We start from the raw sequence: 13,807 nt of genomic DNA on the forward strand, positions 1-13,807 counted from the left end.
GCCCGCAGCTGAACGCCCCTCAGGCCGTGCTCGACCCTTGACTGGTGTACGGTGTACACCTACGCTCGAGGTGTACGCAGTACACCTCTGATCGGGAGCATGCCATGCGTATCGAACCTCTCGCCCTTCAGGCGGCCGCGGCGATCGCGGCCGTCGCCGCCGGCACTCTGTTCGCCGCGATCCAGTTCATCCATCCGCCCGATGAGCTGGCCAGCGTCACCACGCCGGCCTGGGCCCTCGTGGCCGCGCTGACCCTGGCCATGGCGATTCTCGGGCTCGCCGGTGTCAGCGGCGCCTATCTCCGTCAGGCCCGCCGGTCCGGCGTACCGGGCCTGGCCGGATTCCTGCTGCTGGCCGCCTTCTATCTCCTGACCGCGATGGTCATGTTCGTCGAGGCCCTCGTGCTTCCCGTCACCGCGGAGGAGGCTCCCGGCATCACCATCGACTTCATCGCACTCGCCGGAGGCGGGGAGGTCACCGGGGATCTCGGGGCACTCACGGCACTGGGGCCGCTCTCCGGTGTGCTGTTCATGGGCGGAGGCGTGCTCTTCGGCGTCGGCCTGTGGCGCTCCCGGGTCCAGCCGCGCTGGGTGGCCGTGCTCATCGGGCTCGGCGCGCTGGTTCCGCTGGCGACCTCGTTCCTGCCGCATGAGCTGCATCGATTCGCAGCACTCCCGTTCGCGCTCGCCCTGATCGGCCTCGGCCTCACCTGGCGGCCGCGCCGCGGTCGGACGGACTCGAGCCCGCGCTCGGAAGCCGCCGTAGTCTGACCCTCCGACCCGATTCGAGGAGGGACATGGCACCGGCCGACGGACGTACCCCCGTCACGCGAGGGCGCGCACTGCGCGAAGCGGTGGCACTGGCCGACGAGGACGGGCTCGCAGCGGTGACCATGCGCAAGCTGGCGGCACGTCTCGGCGTGGTCCCGATGGCGCTGTACAAGCACGTCGAGGGCAAGGAGGATCTCCGGGACGGGATGGTCGACGAGCTGGTGTCGAGCATCGCCCCGTCGGATCCGTCCCTGGCGTGGAATGCCCGGGTGCGGCACACGGTGCTCGCCGCGCGGGAGCTGGTCCTCGCCCATCCCTGGCTGCGGACGCTGATCGAGACCCGCACCCGGCGCACCCCCGCCGTGCTCGAGCACATGGAGCGCGTGACCGGAGCGTTCCTCGCCGGAGGGTTCTCCCCGGATCTCACCCACCATGCCATGCACGCCCTGGGGCACCGCATCTGGGGCTTCAGCCCCGAGGCCTTCGACGCTCCAGGCGTCCCGGACGCGGCGACCCCACCGCCGGACCCCGAGGCGCGAGCGCAGATGGTCGATCGGATGGCCCAGCAGTATCCGAGCATCGCAGCGGTGGCCCTGGCCACGGTCGGCGACGACCTCTCCCGGCTGGATGCGGGGTGCGACGAGCAGTTCGAGTTCGAATTCGCCCTCGACCTGCTGCTGGACGCCGTCGAGCGGCTCCGCGACGCCGGATGGTCCTCGCCGCGCCGCTGAGCCGCTCGCCGCAGTCTGCTCTCGCCGGCGACGCCCGGGCCGGTCAGCTCTGGCGGCTGCGGCGCAGCATCCAAAAGCCGGCGCCCAGGGCCGCGAGGGCCAGAGCCGCCACGCCGGCCGCTTCCGTGCCCGTACGGGCGAGCGTTCCCTCTGCCGAGGGGCCGGAGTCGACGGCGACGGCGTCGGAATCCGAGGAGCCCGGGACGGTCACGGTGACCGTGCCGTCACCGGCCGGGTCGCTCTCGCCGCCGGCGGGCTCGCTCTCGCTGCCGGCGGGCTCGCTCTCGCTGCTGGCGGACGGTGCCGGGTCCTGCCCCGCGTCTGCGCCGTCCCCGGTGCCGGTCCCCGCGTCGCCGGTGCCTGCGTCGGTGTCGTCGCCGGTTCCCGGATCCGTGGCTTCGTCGAGTTCCGTACCCGGTTCCGTGCCCGGGTTGGTGGCCTCGCCCGCAGAGCAATCCAGCCCGGTCAGCTCGGCTGCGCGCAGCGAGTGGCCGTCGGTGTCCGCGTCATCGGCGTAGTAGATCGCCAGGGCGCCGTCGGCGCAGGTCTCCAGCGGGGCGAGGGCCACGCCCTCGTTGGCGATGTTGTCCATCCCGGCGGGACGGGCGGTGCGCTCGGAGGCGGTGACCTCACCGGCCGTGAGGTCGTAGCTGACCGATTCGCCCTCGCAGGCCTCGTCGCAGAAGGCGCGCAGCGTCCCGGTCGATTCCTGCAGATCCAGCGCCATCACGCCGTCGAAGGGGGAGGCGAGCGTGGCGACGAGATCGGCGGACCCGTCGGGCATGAGCGCGAGGGCGTACACCTCGCCCGTCGCCTCGAGCGCCACGAAGGCGTAGGCCTCGGCGCCGGCGGGGACCTCGCCGCCGAGGTTGTCCAGGGCACTGGCCGGTGCGACCTCGATCGCCTCGAGGCCTGCGTTCGCCGCCGTCTCCGGCAGCAGTGCGGTGAGGTCCCATTCGGCCTCGGCGACCAGTTCGTCGGCCCCCTCGGCCGCGGCCGGGTCGTAGCGCAGCACGGCGTTGTGGCTGGTGCCGCCGGTGTCGTTGTCGCGCTCGATGGACTGGTAGAGCTTGCCGTCCTCGCCGTAGGAGATGCCCTCGCCGTCCGGCGTGCCGGTGCCGTCCGGGAAGCGCGTGGGGATGCCGCCCGCGGGCCAGCCCTCGGAAGGTGCGAACGTGCCGTCGGCGTTCTCGACGAGCCGGGAGATCTGGCCGGCGTCGTTGTTGGTCGCCCACAGCACCATCTCACCGTCGATCATCGCGGCGTCCAGCCCGGAGAGGTCCTCGCCCCATGCGGCCTCGTCATCCAGCACGGCGACCTCACCGCTGGTGGGCAGCTCCGCGGCAGGCTCGGGCTCGGCGCAGTCGTTCGTCTCGCCCGGGGTCGCGCTCGCCTGGGGGACGTACTCGTCCTCGCACAGGCCGTTGCTGGGGGAGACGTGCTCGCTCCAGGAGGTCTCGCCGAGCTGCGCACCGTCCGGAGCGAACAGGCGCGCCGCGTCCTCTCCTCCCAGCCCGAAGCCCAGTTCGTCGCCGGTGATCAGCAGCAGTCCGCCGGCCTCGAGCGTGGTCCCGGCCGGGATCTCGTAGGTGTGCTCGTCGTCGTCATCGCGGACGACGTATCCGCCGAGGTCTGCCGGCTCGTCACCGGTGTTGCGCAGCTCGACGAAGTCCTCGCCCTGGGAGCCGGTCTCGTTGATGACCACCGGGGCCGCGCAGTTGTTGGCGGCGCCCTTGGTGGGGAGCATGCTGAGCTCGAACGCCCCCGTGCCGTCGGCGCAGCGCTGCAGGGAGGGCTTGGCGTGCGTGTCGTCCGCCCAGTCGGCTGTATCGACCAGGGTGCCGGTAGGGGCGAACAGCCGGGCCATGTCGCCCTTGCCCAGTCCGAATCCCAGTTCGTCGCGGTCGACGACCACGTACTCGCCGGGTTCGATCACGGTGCCGTCGGTGAACACCGAGGGCTCCTTGGCGTCGTCGTCGTCCAGCAGGTACCAGCCGCTGAGATCCACCGGCTCGGAGCCGGTGTTGGTCAGCTCGACCCAGTCGTCGGGATCGCCGCCGTTGGAGACGACCTCGTTGATCACCACGGAATCCTCGCCGGGAACGGGCTCTGCGGGCTCGGTGGGCTCATCCTCGGGCATCGGGCCCGAGTTCTCGGCGCCCTGGGTGACCTCCTCGGCCACGACGAGCTCTCCGTCGATGACGATGTACGTGGTCTCGGCGTGAGAATCCCACGCCACGGAGTCCACCTCGGTCGTGCCGTCGGGCAGGTACAGACGCGCCTGGTCGGACTTCCCCAGCCCGAAGTCGAAGCCTCCGTCGCCGTCGGTCTCCTCGCTCTCGAGCACCAGATGCGCACCAGGGGCGATGGTGGTTCCCTCCGGAACGGTCCAGTCGCGGTCGTCCTTGTCATCGCGCAGGTGCCACCCGGAGAGATCGATGGGCTCGGAGCCGTTGTTGACCAGCTCGACCCAGTCGGGGCCGTCGCCGCTGGACTCGACCTCGCTGATGCGCACGTCGTCTGCCGGGGCGGCGAGCGCCGGGGCGAGGCCGATACCCAGAGCGGCGGGAACCGCAAACAGGGGAGCGGCGAGAGCGAGCGCGGAGAGGCGCAGGACAGGGCGGGGGCAGCGGCGCAAGGGCGCTCCTCGGATCGGGATGTACTGGACGACCTGGACATCCGATCACTGCCAGGTGAACGCGGGGCGTCCTGGGCGTGACCGACAGCGGACGGGCCGACGGGGCCGACGGGGCCGACGGGGCCGGCGGTCCGCGCCGACCGGGGCCGGGCGGCCGTCACGGACCGGGTGGTCGCCACGGGAATGTTCGCGGCGCGTCGCGTGTTGTCCCGGGTATGCGCGCTATGACTTACCCCGAGTACGGAGACCCCAGCACCCTGGAGCTCACCGAGCAGCCCACCCCGAAGGTCAGCCCGGGCACCGTGCTGATCCGGGTCCAGCGGGCCTCGGTCAACCCCGTGGACTGGAAGCTGATGGCCGGCGGGCTCGACCAGATGATGGATGTCTTCTTCCCGGTCATCCCCGGCTGGGACGTGGCCGGCGTGGTCGAAGCCGTCGGCCCGGACACCCCCGAATTCGCCCCCGGTGACCGCGTCGCCTCCTACGGGCGCAAGGACGCCGTCTACGGCGGCACCTACGCCGAGTACGTGACGCTGCCCGCCACCTCGGTGGCCGCGATCCCGGACGAGGTCGACGACGAGGCCGCCGCCGGGCTGCCGCTGGCGGGCCTGACCGCACTGCGCTCGCTGGAGACGCTGGAGCTGACCGCTGAGGACACCCTGCTGATCCATGCCGCCTCCGGCGGGGTCGGCTACTCCGCGGCGCAGCTGGCCCGGGAGATCGGCGCCACCGTGATCGGCACCGCCTCCGAGAAGAACCACGACAAGCTCCGCGCGATCGGCGTGACCCCGGTGACCTACGGGGACGGCCTCGTCGAGCGGGTCCGCGAGGTCGCGCCCGACGGCGTCACCGCTGTCGCCGACTTCGTGGGCGGAGTCCGCGAGGACACCCTCGCCGTGCTGGCCGATGGGGGACGCCATGTCTCGGTCGCCGATCCCTCGGTCGAGGAGAAGGGCGGCCACTGGGTGTGGGTGCGACCGGATGGGCAGCGTCTGCGCACGCTGCTGGAGAAGGTCGCCGCCGGCACCCTCAGCGTCGAGATCGACCGCACCTTCGCGCTCGCCGACGCGGCCGAGGCACTGGAGACCAGCAAGAACGGCTCGGCGAACGGCAAACTCATCATCGACGCCACCCGCTGAGGCTCGGCTGGCCCTACGGCCCGCCGAGCTCCTGCAGCTCGCCCAGCAGCGCGAAGATCTGCTCGTCCATCTCCACCTGGGTCATGACGAGGCAGATGCTGCCGTCGGGATCGGCGAAGAAGTCGGTGCCCATCCCGCCGGACCAGCCGAAACGGCCCCGGTGCGGGCCGTCGGTCACCACCGAGACCCCATAGCCCCAGCCGTTGCCCTCCCAGAAGCCGGGGAAGAAGCTCTCCGGGGTCTTCACCGAGTCGGGCACCTGGTCCCGCCGCAGCTCGCCCAGCAGCTCCGGGCCCAGCAGGTCGCCGTCCAGCAGCGCACGCAGGAACGCGTGGAAGTCAGAGAGAGTCGAGACCAGCTCGGAGTGGCTGACGTCGAACGGTGGCGGATCGGCATAGAAGCCCGCACCGGCGGGCTCGATCTGCTCAAGACCGTGCTCGGTGCGGCGGAAGGCGGGCAGCAGGCGGTGGGCCTGCTCGCGAGGGACGGCGAAACCCGTGTCGGGCATGCCCGCCGGATCGAGCACCGTCCGCCGCAGCACGTCGTGGGTGCTCTCCCCTGTAAGGCGACCGAGCAGGATGCCGAGCACACCGAAGGAGACGTGGTAGCGCCACCCGTCGCCGGGCTGGAACGCGAGGGGCAGGGCGGCGAGAGCCTCGAGCCACTCCTGGGCACCGAGCTCGAGCGGCTCGTTGCCCGGCTCGACGCGGGAGGCGACCATGGCGCGCTTCAGCGGCGAGTCGGTGGTCATCATCCCGTACCCGGACCGGTTCGTCAGCAGGTGCCGCAGCGTGATCGGGCGGGAGGCGGGCACCGTGTCCTCCAGCTCCGCCTCCGCACTGGTGAGCACGCGGGGCTCGGCGAGCTCCGGCATCCACTCGGCGACCGGGTCGTCCAGGCCGAGCACGCCGTCCTGGACGAGGCGCAGCGCCGCCACCGAGGTGACGATCTTCGTCATCGACTGGATGCGGAAGATGGCACCGGTGCGCAACGGTGACCCGCCCGGGGCATCGGTGCCGACGGCGACCGGCTCGTAGCCATGGCCGCACGTGGCGACAGCTCCGGGCATGGTGCCGGACTCGACGTGACGGGACAGCAGCCGTGTCAGATCAGTGGTCACGAGGCGAGCCTCAGCAGAGCCCTCAGCCGGCAGCCGTCGCGCCGACCTCGGGCTCACCCGCGGCGGGGCTCTTGCCGACGGCCTCCGACATGGCGCAGATCTGGAACGTGGCACCGTCCGGATCGGCGACGGTGGCGAACCGGCCGAACGGGGAGTCGATCGGACCGTCCAGCACGGACCCTCCCAGCTCCTGGACCTTCGCGGCCGCCGGATCCGCGCTCTCGACGGCCAGGTAGGCGCGCCAGCCCGTGGCCTCCTTCGGCATGAAGGCCGTGCTGTCCCCGAGCCCCCAGGTGGCGCTGTCCATGGGGCCGGCGTTGAGGTACCGCATCATTCCGTCGTCCATGGATTCGTCCATCGGCTCCAGCTGGATGTCGAGCAGGGTCGAGTAGAACTCGCGGGCCGCGTCGAACTCGTGGGTCATCAGTTCGAACCACACCGGCGATCCGGGCGCGCCCGTGAACTCGAAGCCCTCGAACTCGTTCGCCTGCCACAGGCCGACGCGCGCGCCGGTGGGGTCGGTGATCATCGCGCTGCGGCCGAGCGGGCCGATGTCCATGGCGGGGGAGAACACGCTCGCGCCGTGCTCGGTGGCCCGGGCGAGGCGGGCGTCGACGTCGTCGACGGCGAGGTAGACGTCCCAGCCGCTCTCGAGCGGTGTCCCGTCGGGCATCGGCATGCCCGCCACGTCCATGAGGCCGCCGACGGGCGCACCGTCGTTGCTGATCATGTGGTAGTGACCGAACTCCTCGCCGGTGTCCTCGAACGTCCAGCCGAAGAGTTCGGAGTAGAAGGTGAGGGTCGCCTCGAGCTTCGTCGTGCCGAGATCGAGCCAGGTCGTGTCTCCGGTGGGGCGGGCCATGATTCCTCCAGGAGTGAGTCGCGGAGTGCGGCGGACAGTGCTGTGGCTCACAGTAGAGGCTCGCGAGGGTCTGGTCTTGTCCGATCCTGCGCACATTCGGCCCTGCGCACCTCTGATGCTGCCGGGCCGGGCGCTGTCACCGTCGGCACAGGCTCGGCAGCGCCGAGAGCAGAGGAATCCCGCCCGCGTCCCCCTGGGCCCGGAATCGCAGGGTGACCTCGCCGGCGGCGGTGACCGGATGAGGATGGGCGGCGACGACGGGGGTCGACGGCGTCAGATGGGCGCGTGGGTCGGCGCCAGGGGCCACCGCGAAGCCGAGCAGGAACGGGGCGCTGTCGCACAGCGGGAGGTCGATGAACTGCTCGCCGGAGGTCAGCGCTCCCGAGCGCGGCAGCCCGATGGGTGCAGGGTGCGCGTACCAGCCCACCCAGATCGAGGCATCTCCGCGGCGGCTCAGCTCCTCCGGCACCTCGAGGTGGATCCGTACGGTCCGCTCGTCGGGGGCAGTCAGCGAGAAAGGGCGCGGCGGGTGGTCGCTGATCCGCTCCGCCAGGCGGCGGAGCTCGGCCGGCGGCACCCCGACGGTCTCGCGGAAGCGCCGGCTGAAGCTGGAGAGGGAGTCGAACCCGACGGCGGCGGCCACGTCGATCACGGGGTGCTCTGCGCCGAGCAGCATTCGCTTGGCGGCGTCGATCCGCATCGCGATGAGGTATTGGCCGGGACCGATGCCCACGTGAGCACTGAAGCGCCGGGCGAAGTGGAAGGGGCTGTAGCCCGCCTCGTCGGCGAGATCTGCGACCTTCAGCGTCGCGGCCTCCCGCCGCGCGAGAGCGAGCACGGAGTCCCACGGCGCGGACGTCTGCCGTTCAGTGGTCTGGGTCACGCGCCGAGTCTAAATCGTTGTACACGGCAGTCGCAGGCGGGAAAAGCGCTTGCGGGGGACGTGGCCGGTGGGCCCTGTCCCTCGGCGCCGGCTCCCGCCCGGCCGGTCTCCGCACGGCGGGATGACGGTGGCAGTACGTGACTGCCCAGCGCATGGTTACAGTGGCAGAGCCCTACTCCCCGTGGTCCGCGTGATGCTGGACCCGATCACCGGTGCCGGCTGGTCCGATCCGTCGGAGGTCGTGACCGCCCCGGTGCAGGGGAGTCCGCCATCCCGAACGGAGAAGCTCTGTGATGACCGAGGACGAATCTGCCACCGGCAGGAGAGGGCCCGCCGGGTCACGACGTACCGACCGGCGCGGCGGAGACCGGCTGCCCAGCCTGGACTATTCCCGTCCGAAGTATCCCCACAACATCCATCCAGCTCTGGTGCCCGGCATCGGCCTCGATGACCAGCGCCGCATCTACCACGTCGACAAGATCGTCTTCGGGGTGGCCGGGATCCTCACCGTCGCCTTCGTGATCTGGGGCATCGTCGATCCGGCGAGCGTCGGCACCGTCGCCAACGCGGCGTACGCGTGGACGATGAGCCACCTGGGGTGGCTGTTCAACGCCGTCGCCACCGTGGTGCTGGTCGCCATGATCATCCTCAGCCTCTCGCGGTACGGGAAGATCCCGCTGGGCAAGGACGGGGAGAAGCCGGAGTTCTCCACCTTCTCCTGGGTGGCGATGCTGTTCGCCGCCGGCCTGGGCATCGGCGTGATGTTCTGGGGCCCGGCCGAGCCGCTGACCTACTTCCTCTCGCCGCCGCCGCTGACGAACGAGGCGGAGTCCGTCGAGGCCATGCACTACGCACTGGCCCAGACGTACTACCACTGGGGCTTCCACGCCTGGGCGATGTACGCGCTGGTCGGCGGAGCCGTCGCCTATGCGGCCTACCGTCGCGGGCGGTCCCTGCTGATGTCCTCGATCTTCCAGCACCTGTTCGGCAAGCGGCGCACCGAGGGCTGGGCCGGTCAGCTGGTGGACACCTTCGCGATCATCGCGACCCTGTTCGGCACCGCCGCGGCCCTCGGTATCGCGGCCCTGCAGATCGGTCAGGGTGTCGTCATCGTCTCCGGCGCCTCGGAGCTGACCAACACTGCCCTGCTCCTGGTCATCGCGGTGCTCGCCGTCGGGTTCGTGATCTCCGCCGTCTCCGGCGTCTCCCGCGGCATCCGCTACCTCTCCAACCTCAACATCGTGCTGACCATCGGCTTCACCGGTCTGGTGTTCCTGCTCGGTCCCACGCTGTTCCTGCTGAACCTGCTGCCCTCGGCCATCATGGAGTACGTGGGCTCGCTGTTCCACCTCATGGCCCGCTCGGCCTCCTGGGGCCAGGAGACGCTCGACTTCCAGTCGGCCTGGACCGTGTACTACTGGGCATGGTGGATCTCCTGGTCGCCCTTCGTCGGCATCTTCATCGCCCGCATCTCCCGGGGCCGCAGCATCCGCCAGTTCGTCCTCGGCGTCATCCTGATCCCGTCCTCGCTGCTGTTCGTCGCCTACGGGATCATGGGCGGGACCGCCATCTCGATGTACCGCGAGGGCGGCCTGGGCGTGATCGAAGAGGTCAACGCCCCCGAGGTGCTCTTCTCGATCGTGGACAACCTGCCCTTCGCCAGCGTGATGCCGCTGCTGATCATGGCGATCCTGGCGATCTTCTTCATCACCGCCGCCGATTCGGCCTCGGTGGTGATGGGCATCCTCACCACCCGAGGCAGCTCCAACCCGCCCAAGGTCCTGGTCGTCTTCTGGGGCCTGGTGATGGCCGGCATCGCCGTGGTCATGCTGCTGCTGGGCAACGAGTCCGCGCTCCAGGGGCTGCAGTCACTGGTGATCGTCACGGCCGTGCCCTTCGCGGTCGTCATGCTCCTGATCGTCGTGGCGTGGTTCCGTGAGCTGCGCACGGACCCGAACACCCTGCGTCAGAAGTACGCGGAGGCCGCCGTCAGCAACGCGGTCGTGGACGGCGTGGACAAGTACGACGACGACTTCAGCCTGCAGGTCGTCCGGGCCGAGCCCGGGGAGGGCGCCGGCGCCGGGGTCGACTCCACCCATGCGGATTACACCGAGTGGTACCAGCGCACCGACGAGCACGGCGAGCCCGTCGGCTTCGACTTCGAGACCGGAGAGTGGGCCGACGGCTGGACCCCCGAGACCGAGGAGGACGACACCGGCTCGGTGTCGCCCGAGGTCACTGCCACCCCGAGCACACGAAAGGACACGCCATGAGACCGAACATCGTCGTCATCCAGGCCGACCAGATGGCCGCGCAGGCGCTCGGCGCCTACGGGGACCAGGCGGCTCTGACCCCGAACATCGACGCCCTCGCCCAGGAGGCAGCGGTGTTCGACCGCGCCTACTGCAATACGCCGCTGTGCGCTCCCTCGCGGGCATCGATGATGACGGGCCGCATGCCCTCGGACATCGGGTGCTACGACAACGGGGACGACTTCGGCGCCTCCACGCCGACGTTCGCCCACCACCTGCGCGCCGCCGGCTACCACACCGCGCTGGTCGGCCGCATGCACTTCATCGGCCCCGACCAGCACCACGGGTTCGAGCAGCGACTGACCACCGACGTCTACCCGGCGGACCTGGACATGGTCCCGGACTGGCAGCGGGATCTCGGCGACCGGCTGCAGTGGTATCACGACGCCGACGCCGTCTTCACGGCGGGCGTCTCGAAGGCCACCGTCCAGCAGGACTTCGACGACGAGGTGGGCTTCCATACGCTGCGCCACCTCAACGACCGTGTGCGCGCGAACCAGGCCGCGGGGGAGGACATTCCCTTCCTCATGGTCACCAGCTTCATCCATCCCCACGACCCGTACGAGCCGCCCCAGGAGCACTGGGACCGGTTCGAGGACGTCGACATCCCCGATCCCGCGCACCCGCAGGTGCCCAGCGCGGACGAGGACCCGCACAGCCATCGTCTGCGGGCGATGAGCGGATTCGACCGGCGCGAGCCGACCCTCGACGAGGTCCGGCGCGCCCGGCGCTCCTACTACGCCGCCGTGAGCTACATCGATGACCACGTGGGCCGGATCCGCGAGCGCCTGGAGAGTCTCGGGCTGCTCGAGAACACGGTCATCATCGTCACCAGCGATCACGGCGACATGCTGGGCGAGAAGGGCCTGTGGTACAAGATGTCGCCGTACGAGGAGTCCTCGCGCGTGCCGATGATCGTCTACGGGCCCGAGCACCTGGTCCCGCGCGGCCGGTACGCGAACCCGGTCTCGCTGCTCGACCTGATGCCGACCCTGCTGGACCTGGCCGGTGCGCCCGGCGACCAGGACAGGGAGGGCCGTGACCCCGCGCGCCGGGGCATGTCACTGCTGGAATCCGCGCGTCGCGAGGCCGACGGGAAGGCCGGCCCCGAGGACCGCGACGTGGTGATCGAGTACCTCGCCGAGGGCACGCTGCGCCCGCAGCTGACCCTCGTGCGCGGTCAATACAAGTACGTGGTCTGCCCGGGCGATCCCGATCAGCTCTTCGACCTGGTCGGCGACCCGCACGAGCTGACCAACGTCGCCGAGCGGCCCGAGCGGCCCGAGCACACCGAGCTCGTCAGCCGGCTGCGCGGCGCGCTGGAGAACCAGTACGATCTCGCCGCTCTCGAGGAGGCCGTCCTGGCCAGCCAGGCACGGCGTCGCCTCGTGGCCGAGGCGCTGCAGACCGGCACCCCGCGCCCGTGGGACTTCGTCCCCGACCCCACGCAGCGCTACGTGCGCGGCGACTTCTGGGGTGCCCTGGAGTTCGGGCAGATCCGCGACGCGATCCCCATGGAGGAGACCTCCTGAGCCACTGACCGCAGCGCGCCCGACGGGCCAGCGCACGCCCGACGGACCGGAGGGCACCCGACGGACCAGCGCACGCCCGACGGACCAGCGAGATCCGCGACTTGTAGGGAATGAGCGAGCCATTCCCTACAAGTCGCGGATCTCGTTCGTTGCGCTGTTCTCCCGGGGAGAGAGGGAGCGGGGGTCAGGCGCCCTGTGCGCTCCGGATCAGGTCCGCGGCGCGCTCACCGATCAGCATCGTGGTGATGTTGGGGTTCACCGCGACCAGCTGAGGCATCACCGAGCCGTCGACCACGCGCAGCCCCGTGACGCCCTTGACCCGCAGCTGCGGATCCAGCGGTGAGGAGTCGTCGTCGGCCGAGCCCATCCGGCAGGAGCCGGCCGGGTGATAGACGGTGTTGTGGGTGCGGGAGACGTAGTCGGCGATCTCCTCGTCGCTCTGGACGTCCTCACCGGGGTAGAGCTCGCGGCCGCGGAAGGCGTCCATGCCGGGCTGGGAGACGATCTCCCGGGCCTTGCGGATACCGGCCACGGCGACGGCCATGTCATGGCCGTCCTCGTCGGTGAAGTAGCGCGGGTCGACCTTGGGCTTGTCCCGGTAGTCGATCGAGCGCAGCCGCACCGTGCCGCGGGAGCGGGCATGGGTGATGTTCGGAGTCAGCGCGAAGGACTCCGGGGAGGTGGGGTAGCCCTGCCGGCGGGTGTGCATGTCGAAGGGCACAGAGCCGTAGTGCATCATCAGATCCGGCAGGTCCAGCCCGTCCTGGGTGGGCGTGAAGATCCCGATCTCCCACCACTGGGTCGTATCGCGCGTCATCTTCTGCGTGGACTCCCACGAGATCACGGCTTCCGGGTGGTCCTGGAGGTTCGAGCCGACGCCGGGGGAGTCCACGCGCACCTCGATGCCGAGCTCGCGCAGATGATCGGCCGGGCCGATGCCGGAGAGCATCAGCAGCTTCGGGGAGTCGATCGCGCCGGCGGAGAGGACCACCTCGCGGCGTGCGTGCATCACGGAGGAGCGGCCGAAGGCGTTGTCGACGTACTCGACCCCGGTGGCCCGCTGGTCGGCGTCGAAGAGCACCTGCGCCACGTGGTGACCGGTGAGGATGTGCAGGTTCTCCCGCTCCATGACCGGGTGCAGGTAGGACACTGAGGACGACGACCGGGTGCCGTCGGCCCTGCGGTTGACCTGGAACCAGTTCGCCCCGTTGACCACGGTCTCGAAGTCGTTGAAGGTCGCCGTGGGGATGCCGGCCTGCTCGCACGCCTCCAGCAGTGCGGCCCCCAGCGGATCCTCCGGGGGAACGTCCATGAGGTGGACCGGGCCGTCGGTGCCGTGCCCCTCGCCGCTGCGGGAGCTGTTGGTCTCCAATCGCTTGATCAGCGGCAGGATCGCCTCGGCGTTCCAGCCGTCGGCGCCCAGCTTCTCCCACAGGTCCATGTCCTCGGCCGGGGGGTAGAAGGCGATGCAGGAGTTGTGGGAGGAGCACCCGCCCAGGACCTTCGCGCGCGCATGGCGCATGAAGGAGTTGCCGTGCTCCTGCGGCTCGATCGGGTAGTCCCAGTCGAGCCCGGATTCGAGCAGCTCGGGCCAGCGCTGGAGGTCCAGCACCTCGGCGTGGTCGAGGTCGTTGTCACCGGCTTCGAGGAGTGCGACCTCGAGGCTGGGGTCCTCGCTGAGCCGCGAGGCGACCACGGCGCCGGCGGATCCGCCGCCGACCACGATGTAGTCGTATTCGGTGACGGGGTTCTCGGAGGGAAGGTCCTGGTCGGACATCGTGTCTTCTTCCTGTCGTTCCGTGAGAATGAGGGTCGATCAG

The 13,807-nt window shown here is 70.5% G+C and carries 10 protein-coding genes; 5 read left to right on the forward strand and 5 right to left on the reverse strand.

All coding sequences use genetic code 11. The annotated features are described in order from the left end of the window. Nucleotides 1-104 precede the first annotated feature (104 nt). Both ACFQS2_RS07765 and ACFQS2_RS07770 read left to right on the forward strand, forming a co-directional pair. Nucleotides 105-770 (forward strand): hypothetical protein, encoded by a 666-nt coding sequence (locus ACFQS2_RS07765; protein ID WP_377793258.1) that lies wholly within the window; start codon nucleotides 105-107, stop codon nucleotides 768-770. A 26-nt stretch (nucleotides 771-796) separates the two neighbouring features. Next, nucleotides 797-1,501 carry a TetR/AcrR family transcriptional regulator gene (locus ACFQS2_RS07770; RefSeq protein WP_377793259.1) on the forward strand — a complete coding sequence of 235 codons (705 nt, stop codon included), beginning with the start codon at nucleotides 797-799 and terminating at the stop codon, nucleotides 1,499-1,501. Nucleotides 1,502-1,544: 43 nt separating this feature from the next. On the opposite strand, the gene ACFQS2_RS07775 is transcribed toward ACFQS2_RS07770, so the two are convergent. Next, on the reverse strand, nucleotides 1,545-4,139 hold the full coding sequence (locus ACFQS2_RS07775) for a lamin tail domain-containing protein (protein ID WP_377793260.1): 2,595 nt from the start codon (nucleotides 4,137-4,139) through the stop codon (nucleotides 1,545-1,547). Nucleotides 4,140-4,363: 224 nt separating this feature from the next. Between ACFQS2_RS07775 and ACFQS2_RS07780 the strand changes: the two genes are divergently transcribed. Then, entirely contained in the window at nucleotides 4,364-5,278 is a 915-nt protein-coding gene (locus ACFQS2_RS07780; RefSeq protein ID WP_377019419.1) for an NADP-dependent oxidoreductase, read from the forward strand. A 13-nt stretch (nucleotides 5,279-5,291) separates the two neighbouring features. On the opposite strand, the gene ACFQS2_RS07785 is transcribed toward ACFQS2_RS07780, so the two are convergent. The 3 genes from ACFQS2_RS07785 to ACFQS2_RS07795 form a co-directional block, all read right to left on the reverse strand. Then, on the reverse strand, nucleotides 5,292-6,398 hold the full coding sequence (locus ACFQS2_RS07785; protein ID WP_377793261.1) for a serine hydrolase domain-containing protein: 1,107 nt from the start codon (nucleotides 6,396-6,398) through the stop codon (nucleotides 5,292-5,294). A gap of 22 nt (nucleotides 6,399-6,420) precedes the next feature. Continuing rightward, a complete protein-coding gene (locus ACFQS2_RS07790; RefSeq protein ID WP_377793262.1) occupies nucleotides 6,421-7,260 on the reverse strand; it encodes a VOC family protein in 840 nt (279 codons plus the stop codon). 136 nt (nucleotides 7,261-7,396) lie between these two features. Further along, nucleotides 7,397-8,143, reverse strand: a complete 747-nt coding sequence (locus tag ACFQS2_RS07795) for a helix-turn-helix transcriptional regulator (protein WP_377793263.1) — start codon at nucleotides 8,141-8,143, stop codon at nucleotides 7,397-7,399. 293 nt (nucleotides 8,144-8,436) lie between these two features. Between ACFQS2_RS07795 and ACFQS2_RS07800 the strand changes: the two genes are divergently transcribed. After that, complete coding sequence (locus tag ACFQS2_RS07800) at nucleotides 8,437-10,416, forward strand: BCCT family transporter (protein WP_377793264.1); 1,980 nt, start codon at nucleotides 8,437-8,439, stop codon at nucleotides 10,414-10,416. Continuing rightward, a complete protein-coding gene (gene betC, locus ACFQS2_RS07805) occupies nucleotides 10,413-11,987 on the forward strand; it encodes a choline-sulfatase (RefSeq protein ID WP_377793265.1) in 1,575 nt (524 codons plus the stop codon). Before ACFQS2_RS07800 ends, betC begins: the two co-directional genes overlap by 4 nt. A 184-nt stretch (nucleotides 11,988-12,171) precedes the next feature. Here betC and ACFQS2_RS07810 read toward each other — a convergent pair whose 3' ends face one another. Beyond that, nucleotides 12,172-13,764 (reverse strand): GMC family oxidoreductase, encoded by a 1,593-nt coding sequence (locus ACFQS2_RS07810; protein ID WP_377793266.1) that lies wholly within the window; start codon nucleotides 13,762-13,764, stop codon nucleotides 12,172-12,174. Nucleotides 13,765-13,807: the final 43 nt, after the last annotated feature.

Origin of the sequence: Brachybacterium sp. GCM10030267 (genome assembly GCF_042666875.1) — a bacterium.
GTDB lineage: Bacteria > Actinomycetota > Actinomycetes > Actinomycetales > Dermabacteraceae > Brachybacterium.